The following is a 25022-nucleotide window of genomic DNA, read 5'->3' as shown; positions in this document are numbered from 1 at the left end:
ATGGCGGTGGTGCGCCCGAGTCGTCCGCCGGTCGGGGAACCGGCGTAGGGATCAACGGCAGAGAGCGCTCTCTTGGCGAGTCTCATCGATGCCGGTCGTCCTAGGCAAGTAAAACCGGTTCCGGAACCGGTCTTAAGCAACCGCGGCGAGGAGCTGAAGCTTCTCATAACTAGGCGATCCGGGCGCCGCGGTGAAGACCACCAGGGTCTGCTCCTGCTCGGGGTCGAACAGGTTCTGGCACCACAACTCGAGCACGCCCAGATCGGGCACCACGATGCGCTTGCGGTCGACGTGTGAAAGCCCGACCTCGTGATCGGCCCACACCTCGGCGAACTCCGGGCTGATCGCGAGCAGCGCCCGTACGATCTCGCCGGCCCGGCCGCCGGGGTCGGTGGCGTACCGCATGCGCAGCTGGGCGGTGAAGACCCGGGTGTGCAGCGGGTGGTCCTCGGCCACGTACCGGTCGCGGCTGGACGGGTCGGCGAACCAGCGATAGACCGTGCTGCGGTTCAGGCCGGTGAAGCGGGACTCGTCACCGAGCAGAGCCACCGCCGGCGGCGTCTGCAGGATCGTCTCGCCGTAGCGGTTGACGACCATCGCCGGGGTGTCCTGCAGTCGGTCGACGACGCGCAGCATGCCGGGGCTCAGGTGGTCGTCGCGGATCAACCGCCGCGGGACGGCGTGGCCGCCGATCCGGAACAGATGATCGCGGTCGTCGAGGCTGAGGTGCAGGCCGCGGGCTATCGCGGCGAGCATCTGCTCGGACGGCTGCGGACCGCGTTGCTGCTCGATGCGGGTGTAGTAGTCGGTCGACATCCCGCTGAGCGCGGCCACCTCCTCGCGGCGGAGGCCGCCGGTGCGACGCCGGTGCCCGCGGGGGAGACCGACGTCCTCCGGCTGGAGCGCCTCGCGGCGGGTGCGGAGGAAATCCGCCAGTTGCGCCCGGTCCATCGTCACAGTCACACCACCCAGCGTGCCGGGCTTTCGAGGGCGGAGGAAGGGATCACGAATCCCCCGTATGCCGGGCGGCCTGGCGCAGGTCGATGTCCTCGATCAGCTCCCGGGCGATCGCCTCGGTCAGCCGCCGGTCACGCACCGCGACGCCGAGGGCGAGCCGCTGCTTCTCGAACCCGTCGTCGACGTCGGCGGCCGGCTCGGCCGCGGCGTCGGCGATGGTCCGGGCGGCGTCCTCCCGCATCGCCTCCTCCTCGGCCCGGTCCGCGGTCAGGTCGAACCGGAGCCGCCGGGCCAGCGCCTTCACCGTTGTGCCCTGGATCAGCAGGGTGCCCAGCGTGACGAAGAGCGCGATCGCCTGGATCTCCGGTCGGCCGGGGAAGGGCCGGTGATCGTCGGTGAACTCGGGGACGGCGGCCGCGGCGGCCAGGGTCAGGATGCCCCGCATGCCGGTCCAGCCGACCAGCACGATCTCCTTGTGGGTCGGAGGCGAGTAGTTCCGGGCGCGCTTGCCCGCGTTCGCCATCTGTTTCTCCCACTGCTCCCGCAGCTGCGGGTTGCGGGTCAGCCGCCAGCCGACCAGCCGCCACTGCAGCACGCGCCGGCCGAAGAGCACGTAGACCCCGGCCATCCGGATCAGGATGGCGGCGACCAGCAGCACCCCCGAGGCGACCAGCGTGCGGGTGAGGTGCTCCTCCCGGAAGACCTCCTCGAGCACGAACTTCAACTGCAGACCGATGTACGCGAACACGAACGTCTCCAGCAGGAAGTCGAGGACCGGCCAGAACGCGTCCTCCTGCAGGCGGGTGCGGTAGGCGCCCGGATATTGGTGCTTGGGGTCGAGGCTGAGGTTGACGCTGACCGAGAACGCGGCCGTGACGACGGCCAGGATGCCCGACACGTGCGCCTGCTCGGCGGCCAGGAACGCGGTGAACGGCAGCAGCAGCACCAGCGAGGTCTCGAGGGTCGCGTTGCCCAGCCGCGGGCGGATCCACAGCACGATCACCGCCATGACGGCACCGATCAGGATGCCGAGCAGCGCGTTCTTGAAGAACTCGAGGGTGCCCGCGGCCCAGCCGGTGTGGTTGCCGTTGACCGCGGCGACCGCGATCGCGAACAGCGTCAGCGCCGTCGCGTCGTTGACCAGGCTCTCGCCGGTGAGCGTCGACGTGATGCGTTTGGGCAGCCCCAGCTCATCACCGTGCGACACGATCGTGATGGTGTCCGGCGGGGCGAGCACCGCGCCGAGCACGAAGCAGGCCGCCGCCCCGATCGACGGCAGGATCCAGGTCGAGATCACCCCGAGCGCGCCCGTGGTGAGCAGCACCAGCGTGATGCCGAGCGTGGTGATCGAGCTCAGGTTGGCGCCGAACGCCGAGAACGAGGCCCCGCGGGTCGCCGAGTAGAGCAGTGGCGGGATCACGATGGCCAGGATCAGCTCCGGCTCCAGCTCGAGCCGGGGCATCTGCGGGATGAACGAGGCCCCGGCCGCGAGCACGACGATGACCAGCCCGGACTCGAGTCCGCGCCGCCGGGCGATGGCCGACACCGCGATGCCGGCACCGACGATGAGAAGAAGCTGAACGCCGTTCACCCGGGTCAGGCTAGTGATCGTCGGTTTCGGCAGCGGGAACACGCCCGGGCGTTCTCCGCCGAGAAGGCGGCCCCGGATGTCCGGACGGGTACTCCCGGTGAGCTCGGGCGCCGGTATGCTCGGCGGCGGGCCGTGACTGGCGCGTTGGGATGGGTCACCATCGGGGAGCGGCCCCGTCGACATGACGACCTGCCGTGCGCCTGGGCCTCAGCATCGTGCTAAGGAGGTCCCATGTCTGACTTGAGTCCCGAATCCACTGCTTTTCAGGCGGCCATCGAGGTCGTGCGCAGTGTCGAGCCCCGGATCGCCGACGCGATCGTCAAGGAGCTCCACGACCAGCGGGAATCGCTGAAACTGATTGCGAGTGAAAACTACGCGTCCCCGGCCGTTCTGCTCGCCATGGGCAACTGGCTGTCCGACAAATACGCCGAGGGCACCATCGGCCGCCGCTTCTATGCCGGCTGCCAGAACGTCGACACCGTCGAGGCGGTCGCGGTCGAGCACGCCAAGGCGCTGTTCAACGCCCCTTACGCCTATGTTCAGCCGCACTCCGGCATCGACGCCAACCTGGTCGCCTACTGGGCGATCCTGGCCGACCGGGTCGAGGTGCCGGCGCTCAAGAAGTTCGAGAAGCGGCAGGTCAACGACCTCAACGACGCCGAGTGGGCCGAGCTGCGGCAGGCGTTCGGTAACCAGCGCATGCTCGGCATGAGCCTCGACGCGGGCGGCCACCTCACCCACGGCTTCCGGCCCAACATCTCGGGCAAGATGTTCGACCAGCGCAGCTACGGGGTCGACGCGTCGACCGGCCAGATCGACTATGCGGCCCTGCGCGAGACGGCCAGGGAGTTCAAGCCGCTGATCATCGTGGGCGGCTACTCGGCGTACCCGCGCAAGGTCAACTTCGCGAAGATGCGCGAGATCGCCGACGAGGTCGGCGCGACGTTCATGGTCGACATGGCGCACTTCGCGGGCCTGGTCGCGGGCAAGGTCTTCACCGGCGACTTCAACCCGGTCGAGCACGCCCACATCGTCACCACGACCACCCACAAGAGCCTGCGCGGCCCGCGCGGCGGCGCGGTTCTGGCCCAGCCCGAGCTGGCCGACCAGGTCGACCGCGGCTGCCCGATGGTCCTCGGTGGCCCGCTCAGCCACGTGATGGCGGCCAAGGCGATCGCGTTCGCGGAGGCCCGCCGGCCGGAGTTCGCGGGCTACGCCCAGCAGATCGTCACCAACAGCCAGGCGCTCGCCGAGGGCCTGCTCTCCCGCGGCGTCGAGCTGGTCTCCGGCGGCACCGACAACCACCTCGTGCTGATCGACGTGCATCCGTTCGGTCTCACCGGCCGCCAGGCCGAGCAGGCCCTGCTCGACTCCGGCGTGGTCACCAACCGCAACGCGATCCCGCAGGACCCGAACGGCGCCTGGTACACCTCGGGCATCCGCATCGGCACCCCGGCCCTCACCTCGCGGGGCCTCGGCACCGCCGAGATGGACCAGATCGCCGAGCTCATCCACACCGTGCTCGCCGGCACCAGCCCGGCCGAGGGTTCCAAGGCGAAGTACTCCCTCGACCCGGCCCTCGCCGACCGCGTCAGCAAGCAGGCCACCGAACTGCTGGCGCCGTTCCCGCTCTACCCGAGCGTCACGCTCTGACGGTGAGATGCCCGGCCGCCGAAGCGGCCGGGCATCCGGCTCTCAACCGGCCAGGAGGGCGAACCACCGGGTTACTTCCGGTACGCCGAGGACTTCGGAGCCCTCGTGTACGAACCCGTTGTAGTCCCGGTCGACGCCGAGGTTCACGGTCGGCGCGTCGAGCGCGGCCTGGCAGTGCTCGGTGTTGGCGTTGACAGCCTCCTCGTCGCCCGGGCTGTAGTAGAGCCGCACCGGCATCCGCGGCGTCCAGTCGGTGCAGACGCTGTCGAGCACGGCCAGCGCGTCGGCGAACCGGCCGGTCGGGTGCAGCAGCATCTGCTTGCCCCGGACGGTCAGCAGGTCGTCGATCGAGGCGGGCAGCGCGCCGAGCACCTCCTGGCCGGTGTGTGTGCCGTCGAACAGTCCGGCCAGCGGCACGTAGTCGGGCTGGAACACGTCGGCCGGCTCCCGGTAGATGTCGTGCAGCCGGTCGAAGGCAACCAGCAGATAGGTCGTGTACGCGCTGGCCAGCAGCGGTTGTACGGCGGGCGTGAACAGCGACGGGATCGCCGCGTGCCGGAAGTCGTAGGCGCCGCTGATCGGAGCCACCGCGGCGGCCCGGAACCACGGGTCGCCTCCGCGCTGCAGCGTGCGGGCCAGGCTGAGAGCAGCCGAGGCGCCCTGCGAGAACCCGGACAGGTAGACGTCCCGGCTCAGCGAACGCCCCTGCTGGGCGACGAAGGTGCGGGCCGCCCGCAGCAGGTCGAGTGAGGCGGTGGTCTCCGACGGCACGTCCATCCACGGGTGCGGGCCCGGGCCGAGACCCAGCCCGAGATAGTCGGGCGCGACCGCGGCGAACCCGGCCGACGCGAACGTGACCGCCGGCCCGTCCACGAACACGTCGTCCGAAGTGGACGGCGCGTCATCCTTGTAGATCTCGGTGCCGTGCCCGAATTCGACCGTCGACAGCCGTCGGGAACCGCTGACCGGCAGGGCGACCAGCCCGCTCGCGGTGGTCGGCTTCCCGGTTGCGCTGGTGGTGCGATAGACCAGCCGATAGGTGTGCACCCCGTAGCGGTCGGTCTCGGGACTGAAGCCGTCGGAAGTCAGGTACGCGTCGACGTCGGCGCGTGTGGCGTACTCGTGCAGGCTGGTCGCCGAGACCAGCCCGCCGAGCGGAGGCGCCGCCTGCGCCGGTGCCCCCGTCACCGCGAACGACCCCGCCACCAGCGTCGCCGCGATCCCCGAACTCAGCGTTTTCCTCATAGGACCGACGCTAGAAATTCGCGGCCGCCGAATCAGCCCGGCCAGCATCCGGATTCGGAGTAGGGCTGTCCCTACCTAGGAAGCTCGTGGAGCCGCACGTCGACCAGAGCACCGTCGGTGACCACGGCGGTCATGTACGTCGCGTACGGCTGGCGCCGGCGGTCGGTCGGCGAGCCCGGGTTGAGCAGGCGCAGCCCCGAGGGGGCGGTCGTGTCCCAGGGGATGTGCGAGTGGCCGAAGACCAGGAGGTCGACGTCGGGGAAGCGGGCGGCCATCCGCTCGGTGCGTCCGGTCGACGGCCCGGAGTCGTGCAGCACCGCGATCTTCAGGCCGGCCGGCGACGCGTACGCGATCTCCGGGAGCCGGGCCCGCAGGCCCGGACCGTCGTTGTTGCCGAAGCAGGCGATCAGCCGGTCGGCGCGCGCCTCGATCGCGTCGAGCGTGGCCTCGTCGACCCAGTCGCCGGCGTGGAGCACGACGTCGGCCTCGTCGATGGCGTCCCACAGCGGGGCCGGCAGGTCACGGGCGCGCTTGGGCAGGTGGGTGTCGGTGGTCAGGACCAGCCGCATGGGTTCAGCGTAGTAGATGACCGGTCAGAAAGCGCTTCCCGAACCTTTGCCCGGTTATGCGTGTTCCAGGCGTTGATGCGAGTCTTTCCGGTCCGCGTCGGAACCGGTTGCGGCGGTTGTGTTATCGAGGGTCGCGGATGCCGTCGCCGGGAGCAAAAGGGAAACCAGGGCAAGTCATCTACCTGCACCGATGCCCGAACGTACATCGGCCCATTGCGCATCGATGTGACATCCACAAGCACGTCCGCGTTATCGATCGGTTCCGGAACTCGGCCGAACTCTGGACAGTTCACCGGACCGTCCTTAGCGTCGTTCTCGGGGGAGCGCTCTCCCCGTCAATGTGGAGATCAGCTTCCCCCCAGGGTGCAAGAAGTCCCCCTTGCAGTTCCCCGCCCAAGGAGAAGCAATGACCATCCCCGCTAACTCCGCACCCCCGCGGAGACGCTCCCCCTGGCGCCTCGGCGCGATCGGTGGCCTCGTGGCCGCCGTCGTCGCCGGGTACGCCGTGACCACCTCGCTCGGTGCGAGCGCGGCCGACACCCTGCTCTCGCAGGGCAAGCCCGCGACCGCGTCGTCGACCGAGGCCGCCGGCGCCTACCTGGCGTCGGAAGCCGTCGACGGTAACGCCGGCACCCGCTGGTCGAGCGCGTTCTCCGACCCGCAGTGGCTGCAGGTCGACCTCGGCCAGACGTCCACGATCACCTCGGTCGAACTCGACTGGGAGACGGCCGCCGGCAAGGCGTTCCAGATCCAGACGTCGAACGACGCCACCAACTGGACGTCGATCTACTCGACGACCACCAGCACCGGCGGCACGCAGAACCTGAACGTCAGCGGCAGCGGCCGGTACGTGCGGATGTACGGCACCGCGCGCACCTCCGGCTACGGCTACTCGCTGTGGGAGTTCAAGGTCTTCGGCACGGCCGGCGGTGGCGGCACGACCACGCCGCCGACCACCCAGCCGACCGGCCCGACTCAGCCCGGTGGTGGCAGCCTCGGCTCCAACGTGATCGTCTTCGACCCGAGCATGTCGGCGGCGTCGATCCAGAGCCAGGCCGACACGATCTTCCACCAGCAGGAGTCGAACCAGTTCGGCACCCAGCGGTACGTGCTGGCGTTCAAGCCGGGTTCGTACAGCGGCCTGAACATCCAGGTCGGCTTCTACACCTCGGTGCTCGGCCTCGGCCAGAACCCGGACGACGTGCAGATCCACGGCGACATCACCGTCGACGCGGGCTGGATGCAGGGCAATGCGACCCAGAACTTCTGGCGGTCGGTGGAGAACCTGTCGCTCTACCCGGTCTCCGGTGACGACCGCTGGGCCGTCTCGCAGGCCGCGCCGTTCCGCCGGATCGACGTCCACGGTGGCGTCAACCTGGCCCCGAACGGCTACGGCTGGGCGTCCGGTGGCTACATCGCCGACTCGCGGATGACCGGTGCCGAGGGGCAGTACTCCCAGCAGCAGTGGTTCACCCGCAACAGCCAGATCGGCTCGAACACCAACGCGGTCTGGAACCAGGAGTTCGTCGGCGTGCAGGGTGCTCCCGCGCAGAGCTTCCCGAACCCGCCGTACACCACGATCGGCTCGACCCCGGTCATCCGGGAGAAGCCCTACCTCTACCAGACCGGCGGCAACTACGCGGTCTTCGTGCCCAACCTGCAGACCAACGCGTCGGGCGTGACCTGGGCGAACGGCAACACGCCGGGCACCAGCATCCCGCTCTCGCAGTTCTACGTCGCCAAGCCCGGCGACAGCGCGGCCACGATCAACCAGGCGCTCGCGCAGGGCCTGAACCTGATCTTCCAGCCGGGCATCTACCACGTGAACCAGACGATCAACGTGACCCGGGCCAACACCGTCGTGCTGGGCCTCGGCTACGCGACGATCATCCCGGACAACGGCGTCACTGGAATGCAGGTGTCCGACGTGGACGGCGTGAAGATCGCCGGCATTCTCTTCGACGCCGGCACCACCAACTCGGCGAACCTGCTGGTCGTCGGCCCGAACGGGTCGTCGGCGAGCCACGCCGGCAACCCGACCACGATCCAGGACGTGTTCTTCCGGATCGGCGGCGCGGGCGCCGGCAAGGCCACCAACAGCCTGCTGGTCAACAGCAGCAACGCGATCATCGACCACATCTGGGCGTGGCGGGCCGACCACGGCTCGGGCGTCGGCTGGACGACCAACACGGCCGACACCGGCCTGACCGTGAACGGCCAGAACGTGACCGCGTACGGCCTGTTCGTCGAGCACTACCAGAAGAACGAGATCCAGTGGAACGGTAACGGCGGCCGGATGTACTTCCTGCAGAACGAGCAGCCGTACGACCCGCCGAACAACGCGACCTGGAACCCGAACGGCACCGGCTACCCGGCGCTCAAGGTGGCCGACAGCGTCACCAGCTTCGAGGGCTGGGGTCTGGGCAGCTACTGCTTCTTCCAGACCAACCCGGCCGTGCACTCGGCGAACGGGTTCCAGGTGCCGGTCAACGGCGGGGTGAAGCTGCACGACATCTTCACGATCTCGCTGGCCTCCGGCACGATCGACCACGTGGTGAACAGCACCGGCACGGCCGCTCAGGCCAGTTCGGTGACACCGCAGAATGTCACCAACTTCCCGTAAACCACACCCGTACGAAACAGGAGGCCGCCGGCACGAGCCGGCGGCCTCTCCTTTTTTGCTGGGCCAAGGTTTAGATTGACTTCTAAATCGATTTTGATCGATTTGGAGGGGGTATGCGTGCGCTAGTCAAGTGGATCGCGGCCGGTTGCCTCACGTCACTCGCTCTCGGAACCGCTGCCGCATGCAACCGCGGCAACGGCGAGGACGTGGTCGGCCTCATCACCAAGACCGACACCAATCCGTACTTCGTGACGATGAAGAAGGGCGCCCAGAAGGAAGCGAAGGCCGAGAGCGTCGACCTGCAGACCTTCGCCGGCAAGGTCGACGGCGACAACGAGTCCCAGGTGCAGGCGATCGAGACCCTCATGTCGTACGGGGCGAAGGGCTTGCTGCTCACCCCGAACGACTCCAAGGCGATCGTGCCCAGCATCGACCGGGCCCACAAGCAGCACATGCTCGTCATCGCCCTGGACACGCCGACCGATCCGGCGAACGCGGCCGACGCGACGTTCGCCACCGACAACTTCGCGGCCGGCAAGCTGATCGGCGAGTGGGCCAAGACGAAGTTCGGCACCAAGCCGGCCAAGATCGCCTTCCTCGACCTCAACGCCAACCAGGTCTCGGTGGACGTGCAGCGCGACCAGGGGTTCATGCAGGGCTTCGGCATCCCGATCGGCGACGCCAACAAGATCGGCGACGAGCACGATCAGCGGATCTCGGGCCACGACGTGACCGACGGCAACGAGGACGGCGGCCGCACCGCCATGGAAAACCTGCTGCAGAAGGATCCGTCGATCAACCTCGTCTACACCATCAACGAGCCCGCGGCGGCCGGGGCATATCAGGCACTGAAGGTGGCCGGCAAGGACAAGGCCGTCACCATCGTCTCGATCGACGGCGGCTGTCCCGGCGTCGACAACGTCGCCAAGGGCGTCATCGGGGCCACCTCGATGCAGTTCCCGCTGAAGATGGCGCAGATGGGCATCGACGCCATCGCCGCGTACGCGAAGGACGGCACCCGCCCGCAGGACACCCCGGGCAAGAACTTCGTGGACACCGGCGCCCAACTGATCACCAACGATCCGCAGACCGGCGTGGAGTCCAAGGACGCCACGTGGGGCAAGCAGAACTGCTGGGGGTGACAAACCATGACAACCGCTTCCGCCGAATTCGAGGTGCGCCAACGCGATTCGCTCGGCCTGCGCGTTCAGCACATGCTGCACGCCAACCCGGTGCTCGGGCCGCTGGCCGTACTGATCGTGGCGATCATCGCGTTCTCGATCGTCAACACCCGGTTCTTCTCGGCCGTCAACCTCTCGCTCGTGCTCGAGCAGGTCACCGTGATCGCCACGCTCGCGCTCGGACAGACCCTGATCATCCTGACCGCCGGCATCGACCTGTCGGCCGGCGCCGTCGCGGTCTTCTCCTCGATCCTGATGGCGAACTTCTGCGTCAAGGCGGGGATCCCGGGCATCATCGCGCTGCTGCTCGGCTTCGCCTGCGGCACGGCCATGGGCGCGTTCAACGGCATCCTGGTCACCCGCATCAAACTGCCACCGTTCATCGTCACGCTGGGCACGCTCACGATCTTCTTCTCGCTCAACTCGGTGATCAGCAGCAGCCAGACCGTACGCGGAACCGACATGCCCAACCTCATGAGCTGGACCGGCAATGCGATCCCGATCGGCGGGTTCCGGCTCACCTACGGGTCGATCATCATGCTGCTGCTCTTCGGGTACTTCTTCTACGCGCTACGCTCCACCGCCTGGGGCAAGCACGTGTACGCCACCGGCGACGACATCGAGGCCGCCCGGCTCGCCGGCATCCGGACCTCGCGGGTGCTTTTCTCGGTCTACACCGTGGCCGGTCTGCTCTACGCCGTCGGCGGCTGGATCCTCATCGGACGGCTCGCCTCGGCCAGCCCGAACGTCGGCACCGACTACAACCTCGACTCGATCACCGCGGTGGTGCTCGGCGGTACCAGCCTCTTCGGTGGCCGCGGCAGCGTGCTCGGCACCCTCATCGGTGCGCTGATCGTCGGCGTGTTCCGCAACGGCCTGCAACTGGCCGGCATCGAAGTGGTCTGGCAGGGCTTCGCGATCGGCCTGCTCGTGCTGGTCGCGGTCTCGCTGGACCAGTGGATCAGGAAGGTGAAGACATGACCACACCGGTCCTCGAGGCGCGCGGGCTCACCAAGCGTTACGGCCGGGTGGTCGCGATCGACGGGAGTGACCTGTCGCTGATGCCGGGTGAGATCCTGGCTGTCATCGGCGACAACGGGGCCGGCAAATCCAGCCTGATCAAGGCCCTCTCCGGCGCCCTGATCCCGGACAGCGGCGAGATCCTCCTGGACGGGCGCCCGGTCCACTTCCGCTCGCCCATGGACGCCCGGTCGGCCGGCATCGAAACCGTCTATCAGACCCTGGCCGTCGCCCCCGGCCTCGACATCGCCGACAACGTTTTCCTGGGCCGCGAGGAACGCCGAGCCGGCCCGCTCGGCACCGTGTTCCGCATGCTCGACCGCAAACACATGCGTTCCGAGGCGCGCCGCCACATGAACGAACTCGGCGTGGCAACCCTGCAGAACATCGGCCAGGCCGTCGAATCGCTGTCCGGCGGCCAGCGCCAGGCGGTCGCGGTAGCCCGCTCGGCCGCCTTCGGCAGCAAGGTCGTCATCCTCGACGAGCCGACGGCCGCCCTCGGCGTCAAGGAGGGAAACCGCGTCCTGCAACTGATCCGCGACGTCCGCGACCGCGGCCTCCCGGTGATCCTGATCAGCCACAACATGCCCCACGTCTTCGAGGTCGCCGATCGCATCCACATCCAGCGCCTGGGCCGCCGAGCAACGGTCATCTCCCCGAAGTCCCACTCCATGTCCGAAGCCGTCGCCATCATGACCGGTGCCGCCGAACCCCCACCGGCCACGGCCTGATCCTCAGGCCGCGCTTTCGGAGGTACGGACGGCGCGTACCCGGCCCACCTCACCTCAATTCCCACCGAACCCGCAGACCAGGAACGGCCCCCGACCGGGGGCCGTTCGCCCTTGCAGAGACCCTATGCAGATACTCTATGCAGAGGATATCCTGCACGGCGTGAACGAGCTGAGGCTGTCCGACGTCGGTGCCATGCGCGCGATGGCACACCCGCTGCGCATGAAGATCCTGGGTTCGCTGCGCATCGACGGGCCGGCGACCTCGGCGATCCTGGCCCGGCGGCTGCAGACCGACTCCGGTCAGACCAGCCACCACCTGCGTCAACTGGCCAAACATGGGTTTGTTACCGAGGCGCCGGAGCTGCACCGGGGTGGCCGCGAGCGCTGGTGGCGAGCCGCCCACGAGACGACCTCGTGGGACGACCTGGCCGACCCCGAGGCCGTAAACGCTCTGCAGGACGCGGCCCACCAGGTCTGGGCCCAGATGCTGGCGCAGTACCGCGCCGAACAGTGGAGTCCCGAGTGGGCGCGCGCGGCAAGCTCGGGCGACTATCCGATCCGCACCACGCCCGAGGGTCTGACCGCACTGCTGGACGAGCTGCGTGCGGTCATCGCCCGGCACTCGGTCGACGGGCCGGACGCGGAGACGGTCACGGTTCTCCTGCACGCGTTTCCCCGCCGGCGGTGAACCGCGACTTCCGTCTGCTGTGGATCGGCCAGGCCCTGTCCGGTCTCGGCGCGGAGGTGTCCTCGGTCGCCTATCCGTTGCTGGTGCTGGCCACCACCGGCTCGGCCGCGAAGGCCGGGCTGGTCGCGCTCGTCGCCGGCGCGCCGTTCGTGCTTCTGCAACTGCCCGCCGGGGCGTACGTCGACCGCTGGAACCGCCGTGCGGTGATGCTCGCCGCCGACCTGGGCCGAGCCGTGGCCCTGGGTGCCGTCGCATTCGGGCACCTGCCGTTCGCCGGGCTCCTGGTCGTGGCGGCCGTCGAGGGTTCGCTGTTCGTCCTGTTCCGGCTGGCCGAGGGCGCGGCCCTGCGTCAGGTCGTCGACGAGGCCCGGCTGCCGTCGGCGATCGCCCTCAACCAGGCCCGCGGCTACGGCGCCTCGCTGGCCGGGCAACCGTTGGGCGGCTGGCTGTTCGGCGTGGGCTCGATGCTGCCGTTCGCCGCCGACGCCGTCTCCTACCTGGCCTCGCTGGCGACCGTCGCCTCGATCCGGACCCCGCTGCCCGCGCCGCCGCCGGTCGCCGGTCGCCACCTGGCCCGCGAGATCGCCGACGGGCTGCGGGCCGCCTGGCACAACCGCTTCCTGCGCACCACCGCACTGCTGACGACCGGCAGCGACTTCGTGATCAACGGCTTGTTCCTGGTCTTCGTCGTGGTCGCCGCCGGGCACGGCGCCTCGCCGGCCGAGGTCGGTCTGATGCTGGCTCTGGGTGGCGCCGGCGGCATGCTCGGTGCCCTGGCCGCACCCGCCCTGGCCCGTCGCGTCACCTCGACCCGGCTGGTCGTCGCAGGTGCGGTCTGGGTCGGCGTCCCGCTGATCGCCCTGGCATCGCTGACCACCCGGCCGGTCCTGCTCGGCGCGCTGCTGGGCCTGGTGCTGTCGGTCTGGCCGCTCTACAACGCGGTGGTGACCGCCCGCTGGATGGCCCAGGTCCCGGACGCGCTGATGGGGCGGGTCCAGTCCGCGGTCGCCCTGCTCGGCTGGGCTCCGGTGCCGCTCGCCCCGTGGATCGGCGGCCTCCTGACCGAACACGTCGGCGGTGCGGCGACCGTGCTGGCCTTCGCCGTGCTGATGCTCGCGATCGCCGTTGCAGCAACAGTGGTCAGGCATGATGACCCGGTGGATCGCCGTCACATCGAGCTCGCGCGGACGTTGAAGGACCTCGGTCTGTGGCGGGGTTTGACGCCTGCTGAGGCAGCCGCCGAGCAGAAGCGGGTCGCGGCGGGCGGGTGGCCGTTCAAGCTCCAGGGCGACGAGCCGGGCGAGACCTGGTTCTTCATCGACAGCGAGGAGATGGCGGAGGGCTTCGCGCCGCGAGAGCTGGCTGCATTGGCGCCGGCTCTCCGGGCGTACGGGATCGAGCTGCAGGTTGACGTCGTGGCGCGGCCGGTGCACGTCGAGGACGGTGACCACGTGATTTCGATCAACGGCCGGCCCTGCGTGATGTGGTCGCCCGGGGACTGGGAGGGCTACCGCGCCTGGGAGACGGCGACCCTCCGCCCGCTGGCCGTGCTCAACGACCTGCTCGCCGAGGTCGGGGCGACCGAGCGGCTGTTCTCACTCGTCAACAGCGGCAACGACGGGATAGCCCTGCTGCTCGACCCGCGCATCGTCGCCGCGGTCGAGGCCAGTGGGCTGCACGGCGGGCTGCCCCGACGGCCGGGCTAGGACTACTTCTTTTTCTTGCCCTTCTTGCCGCCGCCGTCGGCGTCGCCGGTCATGGCGGCGACCAGCGCGGCGTCGCGGTCGGCGGCGGTCTTGCGGGCGGGCAGCAGGACCTTCCAGAACAGGGCGACCAGCACCAGGCCCCAGGCCCACCAGGGGATGCCCGATTCCGGCCCGAACAGCTGGGTCGTGATGTCGTAGGCGGTGTCGATGTACTGGTCCATCACCGGGGGCATGATTTCTCCTAGGGGATCGAGATGGCCCCAGAATCGGCTCCGCGGCCGGACCGGCTTAGTGTTTTCGGGTGACGATCGGACAGCGTGGCGAGCTCGGTGACTTCCTCCGCCGCCGCCGCGACGCCCTGACACCGACGGCGCCGGGATCACGACCGGTGAGCGGCGCCGCACCCCGGGCCTGCGCCGCGAGGAGGTGGCCGAGCGGGCGCACATGTCGATCGTCTACTACGAGCGGCTCGAGCGCGGGCGCGGCCCGATGCCGTCGGCGACCATGCTCGCGGGCCTCGCGCGGGCCTTGCGGCTCACCGATGACCAGCGTAAACACCTCTACCGGCTGGCCGAGCAGCACGAGGAGACCGCGCTGGCGTTCGTCGCCGACCTGCGTACGGTCGTCGCCCGTCGGGGCAACGACCGGCGGGCGGTCGAGCTGGTCGAGGCGTTGCGTCACGCCAGCGCCGACTTCTCCGCCAAGTGGGACGAACACGTTGTTTCGGCCCTGCACTGCTCGGTCAAGCGGTTCGACCACGACCGGGTCGGGCGCGAGCAGGCGGCCCAGTGGGTCGAGAAGCTGGCCAACTACACGACCTTCAAGCCCGACCCGCAGAACGAGGGCGTGCTCACCATGATGCTCGACCAGGTGGTGTCCTGGTCGACCGCGCTGCGATCGACCAGGAACGCTTAGGCTCCCCAGCCGGCCTGGGTGCCGCCGACCCGCTCGGCGACGATCTTCTCCTGGTAGCCGGAGCGACGGTAGGCGGCGATCGGGTCGGGGTCGAGGCCGGCGTCGGCGCGCACCTCGGCGAGCAGCGGACGTACGTCGGTGTTGTACGCGTCCATGAGCACCGCGTTGGCCTCGAGCACCTCACCGTTGTTCTGGGCCGTGGCCAGGGCGTCGCGGTCGATCAGCAGCGCCTTGGCCGACGCCTCCTGGACGTTCATCACCGAGCGGATGATCGCCGGGATCTTCGCCTCGATGTTGTGGCACTGGTCGAGCATGAAGTTGATGCCGTACGCCGGGTCCAGCGCGTCGCCGCGGACGATCTCGTTCATGATGCGGAACAGCTGGAACGGGTCGGCCGCACCGGCCATCAGGTCGTCGTCGGCGTAGAAGCGGCTGTTGAAGTCGAACGCGCCGAGCTTCTTCTGCCGCAGCAGGAACGCCACGATGAACTCGATGTTGGTGCCCGGCGCGTGGTGGCCGGTGTCGATGCAGACGACGGCCCGCTCGCCGAGTTCGACGCAGTGGGCGTACGCCGTGCCCCAGTCCGGCACGTCGGTGGCGTAGAAGGCCGGCTCGAAAAGCTTGTATTCGAGCAGCATCCGCTGGTGGGCGCCGAGCCGGTCGTACGCCTCCCGCAACGCCGCCGCCAGGCGGTCCTGCCGGGTCCGCAGATCGTCCTGGCCCGGGTAGTTGAGGCCGTCGGAGAACCACAGCTTGAGATCGCGCGACCCGGTCCGGTCCATGATGTCGATCGCCTCGAGCAGGTGATCGGTGGCCTTGCGGCGGACGCCCGGGTCGGGGTTGGTGACCGAGCCCAGCTTGTAGTCGTCGTCCTGGAAGACGTTGGTGTTGATCGCACCGATGTCGACGCCCTGGTCGGCCGCGTAGCGGGTGAGGGCGGCGTAGTCGTCGACCTTGTCCCACGGGATGTGCAGCGCGACGGTCGGCGCGACGCCGGTCAGGCGGTGCACGACCGCCGCGTCAGCGATCTTCTCTTCCGGATTGCGCGGCACGCCGGCCTGCGCGAAGACCTTGAACCGGGTGCCCGAGTTGGCGAACGCCCAGGACGGTGTCTCGATGCGCTGAGCGGCCAACGCCCGCTTGACTGCGGCGAGGTCAGTCATGTGATCACTTACCTTCTAGGTGGAAAACCTCGGTGAGCAGCGGAAACCCGTCGGTCGGCGTGGCGCCTTCGAAGAACTCCGTCATCGATGCCTGCCAGCGGGTGTTTACCTCAGTCGTCTCCATCGCCGCCTGAGATGCTGCGAGATCGTCCGCCTCGACGTAGCCGATGAGCAGGCCGTCGGGGCGGAGGAACAGTGAGTAGTTGCGCCAGCCGGCGGCCCGAAGTGCGTCCTGCATCTCGGGCCACACGGCCTGGTGCCGCGCCACGTACTCCTCCAGCCGGTCCGGCCGGACCTGCAGGTGGAAGCAGTAGCGCATCGTCGTCCTCAGAAGTTGAACTGGTCGATGTTGGCCGGGGTGAACTCCGTCGGCGGGCCGAGCACGACCTCACCGTCCGCGCCGACCGTGTAGTCGCCGAGCTTGCCGGCCTTGAACTTGTCGCCCTGCTGGCCGGTGATCTGCCCGGAGGCGAGCGCGGCACCGGCGTACGCGGCGAGGTAGCCGATGTCGGCCGGGTTCCACAGCGCGAACTTCTTGACCGTGCCGTCCTTGACGTACTTGCGCATCTGGTTGGGCAGGCCGAGCCCGGTGATCTGCACCTTGCCCTTGTAGCTGGACGAGCTCACGTACCGGGAGGCGGCCGCGATGCCGACGGTGGTCGGCGAGACGATCACCTTCAGCTTCGGGTACGACTGCAGCAGGCCCTGTGCCTCCTGGAACGACTTCTGGTCGTCGTCGTTGCCGTACGCGATCTTGACGAGCTGAAGCTTGCTGTACTCCGGCTTCTTCAGCTCGGTCTTCATCACGTCGATCCAGGCGTTCTGGTTGGTCGCGTTCGGCGTCGCCGAGAGGACCGCGATCTGGCCCGAGCCGCCGGCCTGCTCGAGCGCCATCTTGGCCAGCGACTGGCCGATGCCCTCGGTGGTGGCCTGGTTGATGAAGATGTCGCGGCAGGCCTTGCTGGCGTCCGAGTCGAACGTCACCACGTGGATCTTGGCCTGTCGAGCCTGGTTGAGCGACGGGCAGACCGCGTTCGGGTCGTTGGCCGCCACCACGATCACGTCTTCCTGCTGCTGGATCAGCGTGTTGATGTAGCTGACCTGCGAGGAGGCGCTGGCGTCGTTCGGGCCGACCTTCTTGTATTCGCCCTGGAGTTCCTTGACCGCCGCCTCGCCGCCGCTCGTCTCCACATCGGAGTAGGGGTTGTTCAGCTGCTTCGGCAGGTAGGCGATCTTCAGACCGGTCTTGAGCTGGGCGTTCGGGTTGGCACTGGCCGGTGCCGCGCCGCCGGCCGAGCCGGTGTCCGAGGAGTTGTTCTTGGTGGTGCCACCGCACGCGGCGGATCCGAGGACGAGGACGGCCGTGGTGAAGGCCAGCACGGGGATGCGAGATCGGAGCATGGTGGACTCCTTCATGACGCCGCGGCCTGGCGGAGCTTGCGCCGCTGCCAGGACCCGCGGATCGCGGTGACGATGTTGGGAAGAAGAACCGACAGCACGAGCAGTGCGCCCGTGACGATGTTCAGCGCCTGCCCGGAGACGTCCTTCAGGCGCAGCGCGTTCTGCAACGCGGCAAGCAGCACGACCCCGGCGAGGACCCCGGGAAGGCTGCCTTTCCCACCGAAGATCGAGACGCCGCCGAGGAGGACGGCCGCGACCACGGCGAGTTCGAGGCCCGAGCCGTTGTCGGCGCGGGCGCTGGAGTAGCGCAGGGTCCACAGCACGCCGACCAGGCCGCAGACCGCGCCGCTGACCACGTAGAGCCAGAATTTGGTGTGGGCGACCCGAATGCCGGAGAAGTGTGAGGCCTGCGCGTTGGCGCCGATCGCGTAGAGCGCGCGACCGACCGGGGTGGCGTGCTGCACGATGCCGAAGATCACGGCGAGTATCGCGATCGGCAGCAGGACGTGGGGGATCGAGCTGGCGCCGAAGGTGCCGGTGACCCAGCTGCTGTAGTTGTAGGGGAAGTCGGCCACCGCGCTGTCGCCGAGCACCACGAACGCCAGGCCCCGGTAGAGCGCCAGGGTGCCGATGGTGACCGCGAGCGAGGGCAGGCCGAGCCCGGTGACCAGGAAGCCGTTGAGCGCGCCGGCCACCGCGCCGAACACGATGCAGAGCGGAATGATCGTCTGGATCGACATTCCGTTGTTCCACATCCAGCCCATGAGCGAGCTGGTCAGGCCCAGCGTGCTGGCCACCGACAGGTCGATCTCGCCGGTCACGATGATCATCGTCATCGGGAGTGCGACCAGGATGATCGGCATCAGGTCGAGGACGAGGAACGTGAAGTTGCGGCTGGTGCCGAAGTTGTCGACCGCGAACGACGCGACGATCAGGACGACGACCGTCAGCAGGATGATGATGCTGTCCCAGCTCGCCAGGCGCTTAGACATGGGCGTCTCTCCTCCGCAGCGAGCGGGCGATGCGTACCGCGACCAGCCGGTCGGCGCAGATCGCCAGGATGATCAGGAACCCGACGATGGCCTGCTGCCAGAACTGGTTGATTTCGAGCACCGCGAGGGCGCTCCCGATCACGGTCAGCAGCAGCGCGCCGAGACCGGCTCCCCAGACCGTGCCGCTGCCACCGAAGACGGCCACCCCGCCGACCACGACCGCGGCCACGACGTTGAGCTCGTAGCTGGTGCCGGCGGACGCGTCGACCGTGCCGAACCGGGCCGCGAACAGCACCCCGGCCAGGCCGGCGAGCGCTCCACTGAGGATGAACGCGCCGAGCAGGTTGCGGGCGACCTTGATGCCGGCCAGTTCGGCGGCCTGCGGGCTCGAGCCCATCGCGTACAGCTCGCGGCCGGCCCGGTAATTGCGCATCAGCACCGAGATGCCGCCGACCACGACGACCGCGATCAGCACCAGCCACGGGACGCCGAGGACGCTCGCGTTGGCGAAGCCCAGGAAGTGCTGCGGCAGCTTGTCGGCGTTCACCTGCCTGCCGCCGGCCCACGAGTACGTGATGCCGCGGTACATGTAGAGCGTGCCCAGCGTGACGACCAGGGCCGGCACCCTGCCGTAGCGGACCAGGATGCCGTTGATCAGGCCGCAGAGCGCGCCGACCAGCAGGCCGACCGCGATCGGGACGATCATCGGCAGGCCCTGATGGTCGCTGACCATGGTGGCCGTGGCCCACGCGCTGACGCCGAGCACCGAGCCGACCGACAGGTCGATGTTGCGGGTGATCACGACGACCGCCTCGCCGGCCGCCATCACGGCGAGGATGGCGGTGTTGAGCAGGTTGTCGCGGATGCTCTGCCCGGAGAGGAAGCGGTGGTTGTTGGCCGTCGTGTAGATGATCAGAAGGGCCAGAGCCAGCACGATGCCGAGCTCGCGCGTCCTCAACAACGACTTGCCGGGCTTTGCCAAGGCGGCCGGGGTCATGCCGTCACCTGCTGTCCCATCGCGGCGTACATAACGGACTCCTCGGTCGCCTCGTCGCGACTCAGAACCGTGGCCACCCGGCCCTCGCGCAGCACCACCACCCGGTCGGCCATGCCGAGCACCTCGGGCAGTTCGGACGAGACCATGACGACCGCGAGGCCGTCGGCGGCCAGCGACGACATCAGCCGGTGCACCTCGGCCTTGGTGCCGACGTCGATGCCGCGGGTCGGCTCGTCGACGATCAGCAGCTTCGGCCCGGTCGACAGCCACTTGGCCAGCACGATCTTCTGCTGGTTGCCGCCGGAGAGCGTGCCGACCGCGTCGGACAGGTGGCCCAGCTTGGTCTGCAGCTTCTGGGTCCAGGTCGCGGCGGCCCGCCGCTCCTCGCCGCCGAAGAGCAGGCCGAGCCGGGCCAGTTTGCGGGCCCGGGGCAGGGTCACGTTGCGCTCGATCGACAGCTCCATGATCAGGCCCTGCTGGCGGCGGTCCTCCGGCACCAGGGCCATCCCGGCGGCCATCGCGGCCCGCGGGGAGCCGGCCTTGAGCCGCTTGCCCGACACCTTGACCGTCCCTTTGTCATAGGGATCCACCCCGAAGACGGCCTGCATCACCTCGGACCGGCCGGCGCCGACCAGGCCGGCCAGCGCAACGATCTCGCCCGCCCGCACGTCGAAGCTGATGTCGCGGAAGAGGCCCTCGCGAGACAGGCCGTCGACCTCGAGCACGACCTCGCCCGGGGTGACCTCCTGCTTGGGGAAGAGCGCGCTGAGGTCGCGGCCGACCATCCGGCGGATCATGTCGTCGACGGTCAGGTCGGCGACCATCTCCGTCGCGACGTGCTTGCCGTCGCGCATGATCGTGATCCGCTCGCACAGCTCGGTGATCTCCTCGAACCGGTGCGAGATGAACATGATCGCGGCGCCCTCGTCGCGCAGCGACCGCACGACCGCGAAGAGCCGCTCGACCTCGACGCCGGAGAGGGCCGCGGTCGGCTCATCCATGATCAGGATGCGGGCCTGGCTGGACAGCGCCTTGGCGATCTCGACCAGCTGCTGGTCGGCGATCGACAGGCCGCGGGCCGGGCGGGTCGGGTCGATGTGGACACCCAGCCGGCGGAACAGCGCCTCGGCGTTGGCGTGCATGGCCTTGCGGTCGATCTGGCGCAGCCGGGTCAGCGGCTGATTGCCCATCGCGATGTTCTCCGCGACGTTCAGGTCGGGGAAGAGTGTCGGCTCCTGATAGATGACCGCGATGCCGGCCGCCTTGGCGTCGGCCGGCCCGGCGAACTCGACGTCGGCCCCGTTCACCTTCAGGGTGCCGGTGTCGGGCCGATGCACCCCGGCCAGCATCTTGACGATCGTCGACTTGCCGGCACCGTTCTCACCGACGAGGGCGTGCGCCTCCCCGCCGTACAGCGGGAAGCTGACGCCCTGGACGGCCGCGACCGCGCCGAAGGATTTGGACACGTCGTGGACCTCGAGCAGGGCCTCTGCCTCTGCCACCGGCCACCTCCAGCCTGGACGAGTTGAAATGTTTCATTAGGCGTAGGGAGAACGTAGGTGGCCCCGGTCACAGGTGTCAAGCACGGAATGGAAACACTGCGGAAACGACGCCGTTGTCCCGCTCCTCGATGCCGTAAGATGGCGCTTCAACGTTTCAAACCAGGGGGTTTGCGGTGCTCAACGGCAGGACACCGTCGGTGAAGGACGTGGCCGCGGCCGCCGGAGTCTCCCTGGGCACGGTCTCCAACGTCATGAACCGGCCCGAAGTGGTCAGCGCCCGCACCCGCGAACGGGTCGAGCGGGCGATGGCCGACCTCGGCTTCGTCCGCAACGAATCGGCCCGCCAGCTGCGCGCCGGCACCAGCCGCACACTGGCCTACGTGATGCTCGACGGCAGCAACCCGTTCTTCCACGACGTTGCGCAGGGCATCGAATACGCGGCCGAGGACGCCGACCTCTCACTGTTCATCTGCAACAGCAACAGCCGGCCCGAACGCGAAGAGGTGCACCTCGACCGCCTGCTCCAGCAGCGCGTCCAGGGCATCCTGATCACCCCGGTCAACCCGGACGCCCCGCACCTCGACGAGCTGTCGCGTCGCGGCGTCCCCATGGTCATCGTCGACCGGGTGCGGGGTGGCGCCGACTGCTGCTCGGTGTCCGTCGACGACGTGCTCGGCGGCCGCATCGCCATCGAGCACCTCGCCGAGCAGGGCCACGAACGCGTCGCGGTCATCGGCGGGCCGGAGTCGCTCGGCCAGGTCAGGGAACGCCTCGAAGGCGCACGGCAGATCTGGGCCGAGCTCGGCCGCTCGCCCGACGACTTCGTCTACCTGCCGACCGAGGCGATGACGGTCGCCGAGGGCCGCTCGGCCGGCGAGCGGCTGGCCGGCCTCCCGGCGCGCCGGCGCCCCACCGGGGCCTTCTGCGCCAACGATCTGCTGGCGCTCGGCCTGCTGCAGCAGAGCATCGGCTCCGGCCGGCACATCCCCGACGATCTGGCGATCGTCGGTTTCGACGACATCGAATTCGCCGCCGCGGCGGCGGTTCCGCTCACTTCCGTACGCCAACCGCGTCAAGAATTGGGCCGGGCGGCCGCCCAGCTGGTCCTCGACGAGGCGACCAACCCCGACCACCGGCATCAGCAGCTGTCGTTCACGCCCGAACTCGTGGCCCGGGCGTCGTCGCGGCGTTGAGGTTCCCTACAGGCGGTTGTCTATCGCGTTGATCGTCAGGACGGCCGAGAGCCGGGCGGTGACCGGACGGGGCCTCCAGATGCAGGCGGGCGATGTTGAGGCCGCTGTCCCCGATGACGGCGAGCAGCGCCAGATCACCGCCCGCGTAGACGGCGAGATAGCCACCCGAGTTACGGATCGTCACCTCACTGAACGTCCCCTGCCCGAGGGCGGCGCCGCACGTACGGCTGATGCCGTGCGCGCCGGCCGCAAGGGCGGCGATGTCGTGGGGTTCGGCGCCGGCCATCGTGTCGTGCAGAATCACCAGGCCGTCGACGCCGGCGATGACGCGGCCGCGGACCCCGGTCACCTGATGACGCAGGGCGGCCAGTTCGCCGCGGACGGTTTGGAAAGGATCTGAGCTGGCGGCTTGCACGGCATGCTCCATGGCGTCTCGGCGAGGTCAGAGGGTCCGTAGGGTGACGACAATGCGGTCGAGGACCGCTTCGTCGTTGGCGAAGGGCGTCTGAATCAGCGACGCGAACCAGTCGGCCGCCAGGTCGGTGACGTCCTGGGTCGCGCCGGCGGATCGCTGCGCTAGCGGCGCGGAAGTGCCGGCGGCTTTCTCGGGCGTCCCGGGCGGCACCGGCCGGACCAGCACGGGCCGAGCCGGCCGGGTTCCGGCAGCCTGGCCGGGCCCGACCAGGGGTAGCGCCCGCTCCGACCGAGCCGCTTCAAGGCCAGCAGGCAGCGCCGAAGCGGGCCTTGGTTGGTCCGGTCTTTGCTCCCGGAGTTCGTGATTCTGCGGCATACCACCACCGCGACGGTGTCCTGGTTGCCGGCGCTGCGTAGGAAGACGTGCACCATGTTGTCGTTGTGCACCAGGATCTCCTGGAAGTAGTGCCGGGCATTCTGCACGCCGCGGCGGCCTTGAAGATGTCTTCGATCATCACCACGTTGCGGCCCTGGAACAGGTCGAACGTGGCCGCCGCCAGCAGGTCCAGCACCTCGCTCGGGTGGTCGTCGAGCGTGTCCGCGGCGAGCAGCATCCCGGTCGACATGTCGACGAGGCCGCTCGCGATGCAGTCCGGCACCTGGCTGCGGAACTGCCGCACCGCATCGCTGACGAGCTGGGACGTGCTCCGGACGTTCGACTCCTCGACCGCCGTCATATTTCGAGTTCGGCTTCGATCTTGCGGAGCTGGTGCCGCGCCAGACCGAGGTTGGCCCGGCTCTTGCTCAGTGCCAGGTAGAGGAAGAGCGCGTCGCCGCCGCGCCGGCCCTGGACGAGCCGGATCAGGTGGTACTGGCTGTCGAGGGTGATCAGGATGTCCTCGATGTTGTCGGTGAAGCCCAGCATCTCGAGGGTGCGCACCTTGGCGCGGACCACGTCGGTGTTGCCGGCGGGGCCACGTTCATGTCCATGGTTGCGCCGCCACCCATGACACCGAGGGTGAGGTCGCTGGTGTAGTCCACCAGTGCCACGCCGACGGCGCCCTCGATGGTCATGGCTTCCTTCAGGGAAGTTTCAATGTTCGCCACTTGTCCTCCGAGGTCGAGCCTGCGGTTTGCAGGCGGGTCTCAGCGGCGGAAGGGCGCGATGAGTTCGTCGGCCACCCATCGGGCGGCGCCGGGCGGGTACGGGAGGGGCAGGCCGAGCACGATGTGACGGAAGCCGGCGTCGAGCGCCTCCTCGATCGCCTGCCGGGTGTTGCCGGGCCGGGCGAAGTCGGCGGCCAGGTGGATCGAGCGGACGATCGCGGCCGGGTCGCGGCCGATCCCGGTGCAGTAGCGGTCGAGCAGGGCGCTGCGGCTCACGCAGTCGGCCAGATCGCCGCCCGGGATGTTCCAGATGTCGGCGTGCTCGGCGGCGATGCGGAGCACGGCCGCCGACCGGCCGGCGATCAGGAACGGCGGGCTTGAGGCCGGCTTCGGGTTGCCGAAGGCGCCGGTGAGCCGCACATATGTGCCATCGAAGTCGAACGGTCGGTGCTCGGTCCACAGCCGCTTGATCACGGTGCAGGCTTCGGCGAGGCTGCCCACGGCGTACGCGGTCTCCTGGAAGGGAAGGCCGTGCGCGGCGTATTCCCTCAGCGCGAGGGGGTGCCCGGGCCGTGATCCGACGCCGATGCCGAAGGCGAGGCGACCGCCTGAGACGACGTCGACCGTGGTCGCGATCTTGGCGAGCATCGCCGGCGGGCGGAAGCGATTGCTGGTGACCAGCAGGCCGAGTTGCAGGCGGCTGGTCTGGGCGGCGAGGGCGGCGAGCAGGGTCCAGCCTTCCAGAATCGGGCCGTCGGGGTCGCCGCCGATCGGCATCAGGTGATCGAAGAGCCAGGCGTGCTCGATCTCCCCGATCGCGTCGGCCTCGTGCCAGACCCGCTGGATGTCCTGGTAGCCGACCTGCATCTGGGCAGTGGCGATGCCGAAGCTCGGCGTGGTCATCGCGGTCACCGCCGGCGCAGGGAGTGGTCGAGCAGGGCGGGCGGGGTGTCGAGCTTCTCGTCCGGGGCCAGGTCGACGCCGGGCGGGACGATGGCGTCGATGGCGTCGAGCACGTCGGCGCTGAGGACGGTGTCGGCCGCCGCCAGCTGCGAGTGCAGGTGGTCGATGGTGCGGGGGCCGATGATCGCGCTGGTGACGCCCGGGTGGGCGGTGACGAAGCCGAGCGCGAGCTGGATCAGCGTGCGGCCGGCCTGGTCGGCTAGCTTGGTCAGTTGCTCGACCGCCGCCACGCGGGCCGGGTTTTTCGACGGGTCGAAGCGGTCGGGCAGGATGGTTGACCGGTGTGTGCTCCGGGCCCCGGACAGCCAGCCCCCGGCTAGTGTGGTGCGCCGGAAGTCCCTAATCTAAATGTAGGCTGTGGTCATGTCTGGTCGTGGCCGGCCGCGGGCCGAGTTGGTGCTCAGCGACGAG

The 25022-nt window shown here is 69.1% G+C and carries 24 protein-coding genes, 2 pseudogenes and 1 riboswitch; of the genes and pseudogenes, 9 read left to right on the top strand and 17 right to left on the bottom strand.

Annotated elements, in window-relative coordinates; all coding sequences use genetic code 11:
• Positions 1–132: 132 nt before the first annotated feature.
• Both ACIA5C_RS46815 and ACIA5C_RS46810 read right to left on the bottom strand, forming a co-directional pair.
• Positions 133–951 carry a helix-turn-helix transcriptional regulator gene (locus ACIA5C_RS46815; RefSeq protein WP_396067592.1) on the bottom strand — a complete coding sequence of 273 codons (819 nt, stop codon included), beginning with the start codon at positions 949–951 and terminating at the stop codon, positions 133–135.
• Positions 952–1003: 52 nt separating this feature from the next.
• Complete coding sequence (locus ACIA5C_RS46810; RefSeq protein ID WP_396067523.1) at positions 1004–2548, bottom strand: cation:proton antiporter; 1545 nt, start codon at positions 2546–2548, stop codon at positions 1004–1006.
• 122 nt (positions 2549–2670) lie between these two features.
• Positions 2671–2761: riboswitch (ZMP/ZTP riboswitch) on the top strand.
• Between the two features lie 18 nt (positions 2762–2779).
• On the opposite strand from ACIA5C_RS46810, the gene ACIA5C_RS46805 reads away from it, so the two are divergent.
• Positions 2780–4201 carry a glycine hydroxymethyltransferase gene (locus ACIA5C_RS46805; protein ID WP_396067521.1) on the top strand — a complete coding sequence of 474 codons (1422 nt, stop codon included), beginning with the start codon at positions 2780–2782 and terminating at the stop codon, positions 4199–4201.
• Between the two features lie 42 nt (positions 4202–4243).
• On the opposite strand, the gene ACIA5C_RS46800 is transcribed toward ACIA5C_RS46805, so the two are convergent.
• Positions 4244–5446, bottom strand: coding sequence for an alpha/beta hydrolase family protein (locus ACIA5C_RS46800; RefSeq protein ID WP_396067519.1), 1203 nt, complete (start codon positions 5444–5446; stop codon positions 4244–4246).
• A 71-nt stretch (positions 5447–5517) separates the two neighbouring features.
• Positions 5518–6015 (bottom strand): metallophosphoesterase family protein, encoded by a 498-nt coding sequence (locus ACIA5C_RS46795; RefSeq protein ID WP_396067517.1) that lies wholly within the window; start codon positions 6013–6015, stop codon positions 5518–5520.
• Positions 6016–6421: 406 nt separating this feature from the next.
• On the opposite strand from ACIA5C_RS46795, the gene ACIA5C_RS46790 reads away from it, so the two are divergent.
• From ACIA5C_RS46790 to ACIA5C_RS46765, 6 genes are all read left to right on the top strand, one after another.
• Positions 6422–8638 carry a discoidin domain-containing protein gene (locus ACIA5C_RS46790; protein ID WP_396067515.1) on the top strand — a complete coding sequence of 739 codons (2217 nt, stop codon included), beginning with the start codon at positions 6422–6424 and terminating at the stop codon, positions 8636–8638.
• Between the two features lie 113 nt (positions 8639–8751).
• A complete protein-coding gene (locus tag ACIA5C_RS46785; RefSeq protein ID WP_396067513.1) occupies positions 8752–9780 on the top strand; it encodes a sugar ABC transporter substrate-binding protein in 1029 nt (342 codons plus the stop codon).
• Positions 9781–9786: 6 nt separating this feature from the next.
• Positions 9787–10800, top strand: a complete 1014-nt coding sequence (locus ACIA5C_RS46780; protein ID WP_396067511.1) for an ABC transporter permease — start codon at positions 9787–9789, stop codon at positions 10798–10800.
• Positions 10797–11570, top strand: a complete 774-nt coding sequence (locus ACIA5C_RS46775) for an ATP-binding cassette domain-containing protein (RefSeq protein ID WP_396067509.1) — start codon at positions 10797–10799, stop codon at positions 11568–11570. The genes ACIA5C_RS46780 and ACIA5C_RS46775 overlap by 4 nt, the downstream gene beginning before the upstream one ends.
• A gap of 160 nt (positions 11571–11730) precedes the next feature.
• On the top strand, positions 11731–12258 hold the full coding sequence (locus ACIA5C_RS46770; RefSeq protein WP_396067507.1) for a helix-turn-helix domain-containing protein: 528 nt from the start codon (positions 11731–11733) through the stop codon (positions 12256–12258).
• On the top strand, positions 12255–13964 hold the full coding sequence (locus tag ACIA5C_RS46765) for an MFS transporter (protein ID WP_396067505.1): 1710 nt from the start codon (positions 12255–12257) through the stop codon (positions 13962–13964). The genes ACIA5C_RS46770 and ACIA5C_RS46765 overlap by 4 nt, the downstream gene beginning before the upstream one ends.
• Before the next feature lie 2 nt (positions 13965–13966).
• Here ACIA5C_RS46765 and ACIA5C_RS46760 read toward each other — a convergent pair whose 3' ends face one another.
• The gene (locus tag ACIA5C_RS46760) at positions 13967–14197 is read right to left on the bottom strand and encodes a hypothetical protein (protein ID WP_396067503.1); all 231 of its coding nucleotides are present in this window, start codon (positions 14195–14197) and stop codon (positions 13967–13969) included.
• A 193-nt stretch (positions 14198–14390) separates the two neighbouring features.
• On the opposite strand from ACIA5C_RS46760, the gene ACIA5C_RS46755 reads away from it, so the two are divergent.
• Positions 14391–14879 (top strand): helix-turn-helix domain-containing protein, encoded by a 489-nt coding sequence (locus tag ACIA5C_RS46755; protein ID WP_396067501.1) that lies wholly within the window; start codon positions 14391–14393, stop codon positions 14877–14879.
• Here ACIA5C_RS46755 and rhaI read toward each other — a convergent pair.
• Genes rhaI through ACIA5C_RS46725 form a run of 6 tightly spaced genes read right to left on the bottom strand, consistent with a single transcriptional unit; the run spans position 14876 to position 20934 of the window.
• Positions 14876–16042, bottom strand: coding sequence for an L-rhamnose isomerase (rhaI, locus tag ACIA5C_RS46750; RefSeq protein WP_396067499.1), 1167 nt, complete (start codon positions 16040–16042; stop codon positions 14876–14878). The genes ACIA5C_RS46755 and rhaI overlap by 4 nt on opposite strands.
• A 4-nt stretch (positions 16043–16046) precedes the next feature.
• A complete protein-coding gene (locus ACIA5C_RS46745) occupies positions 16047–16361 on the bottom strand; it encodes an L-rhamnose mutarotase (RefSeq protein WP_396067497.1) in 315 nt (104 codons plus the stop codon).
• An 8-nt stretch (positions 16362–16369) separates the two neighbouring features.
• Positions 16370–17443: a rhamnose ABC transporter substrate-binding protein gene (rhaS, locus tag ACIA5C_RS46740; RefSeq protein ID WP_396067495.1), complete on the bottom strand. Its 1074-nt coding sequence runs from the start codon at positions 17441–17443 to the stop codon at positions 16370–16372.
• Positions 17444–17454: 11 nt separating this feature from the next.
• The gene (locus ACIA5C_RS46735) at positions 17455–18435 is read right to left on the bottom strand and encodes an ABC transporter permease (protein ID WP_396067493.1); all 981 of its coding nucleotides are present in this window, start codon (positions 18433–18435) and stop codon (positions 17455–17457) included.
• Positions 18428–19432 carry an ABC transporter permease gene (locus tag ACIA5C_RS46730; protein ID WP_396067491.1) on the bottom strand — a complete coding sequence of 335 codons (1005 nt, stop codon included), beginning with the start codon at positions 19430–19432 and terminating at the stop codon, positions 18428–18430. Before ACIA5C_RS46730 ends, ACIA5C_RS46735 begins: the two co-directional genes overlap by 8 nt.
• A complete protein-coding gene (locus ACIA5C_RS46725) occupies positions 19429–20934 on the bottom strand; it encodes a sugar ABC transporter ATP-binding protein (protein WP_396067489.1) in 1506 nt (501 codons plus the stop codon). The genes ACIA5C_RS46730 and ACIA5C_RS46725 overlap by 4 nt, the downstream gene beginning before the upstream one ends.
• Before the next feature lie 197 nt (positions 20935–21131).
• Between ACIA5C_RS46725 and ACIA5C_RS46720 the strand changes: the two genes are divergently transcribed.
• Entirely contained in the window at positions 21132–22127 is a 996-nt protein-coding gene (locus ACIA5C_RS46720) for a LacI family DNA-binding transcriptional regulator (RefSeq protein WP_396067487.1), read from the top strand.
• Here ACIA5C_RS46720 and ACIA5C_RS46715 read toward each other — a convergent pair.
• From ACIA5C_RS46715 to ACIA5C_RS46690, 6 genes and pseudogenes are all read right to left on the bottom strand, one after another.
• Positions 22087–22542: a roadblock/LC7 domain-containing protein gene (locus tag ACIA5C_RS46715; protein ID WP_396067485.1), complete on the bottom strand. Its 456-nt coding sequence runs from the start codon at positions 22540–22542 to the stop codon at positions 22087–22089. The genes ACIA5C_RS46720 and ACIA5C_RS46715 overlap by 41 nt on opposite strands.
• Positions 22543–22569: 27 nt before the next feature.
• Positions 22570–22767 (bottom strand): hypothetical protein, encoded by a 198-nt coding sequence (locus ACIA5C_RS46710; protein WP_396067483.1) that lies wholly within the window; start codon positions 22765–22767, stop codon positions 22570–22572.
• Between the two features lie 73 nt (positions 22768–22840).
• Entirely contained in the window at positions 22841–23278 is a 438-nt protein-coding gene (locus ACIA5C_RS46705) for a hypothetical protein (RefSeq protein ID WP_396067481.1), read from the bottom strand.
• A pseudogene (locus ACIA5C_RS46700) lies at positions 23275–23648 on the bottom strand (hypothetical protein). Before ACIA5C_RS46700 ends, ACIA5C_RS46705 begins: the two are co-directional and overlap by 4 nt.
• A gap of 39 nt (positions 23649–23687) precedes the next feature.
• The gene (locus ACIA5C_RS46695; RefSeq protein ID WP_396067479.1) at positions 23688–24551 is read right to left on the bottom strand and encodes an LLM class flavin-dependent oxidoreductase; all 864 of its coding nucleotides are present in this window, start codon (positions 24549–24551) and stop codon (positions 23688–23690) included.
• Positions 24552–24556: 5 nt separating this feature from the next.
• Positions 24557–24931: pseudogene (locus ACIA5C_RS46690) on the bottom strand (aldo/keto reductase); the annotation flags it as partial.
• Positions 24932–25022: the final 91 nt, after the last annotated feature.

This window comes from Actinoplanes sp. NPDC051343, assembly GCF_044455125.1.
GTDB lineage: Bacteria > Actinomycetota > Actinomycetes > Mycobacteriales > Micromonosporaceae > Actinoplanes.
The sequence above is the reverse complement of the archived record's forward strand: the minus strand, read 5'-3'. Positions and strand labels throughout refer to the sequence as shown.

Coding starts and splice junctions, on each gene's coding strand:
- ACIA5C_RS46815 (WP_396067592.1), bottom strand. CDS start 951: ATGGACCGGGCGCAACTGGCGGATTTCCTCCGCACCCGCCGCGAGGCG.
- ACIA5C_RS46805 (WP_396067521.1), top strand. CDS start 2,780: ATGTCTGACTTGAGTCCCGAATCCACTGCTTTTCAGGCGGCCATCGAG.
- ACIA5C_RS46800 (WP_396067519.1), bottom strand. CDS start 5,446: ATGAGGAAAACGCTGAGTTCGGGGATCGCGGCGACGCTGGTGGCGGGG.
- ACIA5C_RS46795 (WP_396067517.1), bottom strand. CDS start 6,015: ATGCGGCTGGTCCTGACCACCGACACCCACCTGCCCAAGCGCGCCCGT.
- ACIA5C_RS46790 (WP_396067515.1), top strand. CDS start 6,422: ATGACCATCCCCGCTAACTCCGCACCCCCGCGGAGACGCTCCCCCTGG.
- ACIA5C_RS46785 (WP_396067513.1), top strand. CDS start 8,752: ATGCGTGCGCTAGTCAAGTGGATCGCGGCCGGTTGCCTCACGTCACTC.
- ACIA5C_RS46780 (WP_396067511.1), top strand. CDS start 9,787: ATGACAACCGCTTCCGCCGAATTCGAGGTGCGCCAACGCGATTCGCTC.
- ACIA5C_RS46775 (WP_396067509.1), top strand. CDS start 10,797: ATGACCACACCGGTCCTCGAGGCGCGCGGGCTCACCAAGCGTTACGGC.
- ACIA5C_RS46760 (WP_396067503.1), bottom strand. CDS start 14,197: ATGCCCCCGGTGATGGACCAGTACATCGACACCGCCTACGACATCACG.
- rhaI (WP_396067499.1), bottom strand. CDS start 16,042: ATGACTGACCTCGCCGCAGTCAAGCGGGCGTTGGCCGCTCAGCGCATC.
- ACIA5C_RS46745 (WP_396067497.1), bottom strand. CDS start 16,361: ATGCGCTACTGCTTCCACCTGCAGGTCCGGCCGGACCGGCTGGAGGAG.
- rhaS (WP_396067495.1), bottom strand. CDS start 17,443: ATGCTCCGATCTCGCATCCCCGTGCTGGCCTTCACCACGGCCGTCCTC.
- ACIA5C_RS46735 (WP_396067493.1), bottom strand. CDS start 18,435: ATGTCTAAGCGCCTGGCGAGCTGGGACAGCATCATCATCCTGCTGACG.
- ACIA5C_RS46730 (WP_396067491.1), bottom strand. CDS start 19,432: ATGACCCCGGCCGCCTTGGCAAAGCCCGGCAAGTCGTTGTTGAGGACG.
- ACIA5C_RS46705 (WP_396067481.1), bottom strand. CDS start 23,278: ATGACGGCGGTCGAGGAGTCGAACGTCCGGAGCACGTCCCAGCTCGTC.
- ACIA5C_RS46695 (WP_396067479.1), bottom strand. CDS start 24,551: ATGACCACGCCGAGCTTCGGCATCGCCACTGCCCAGATGCAGGTCGGC.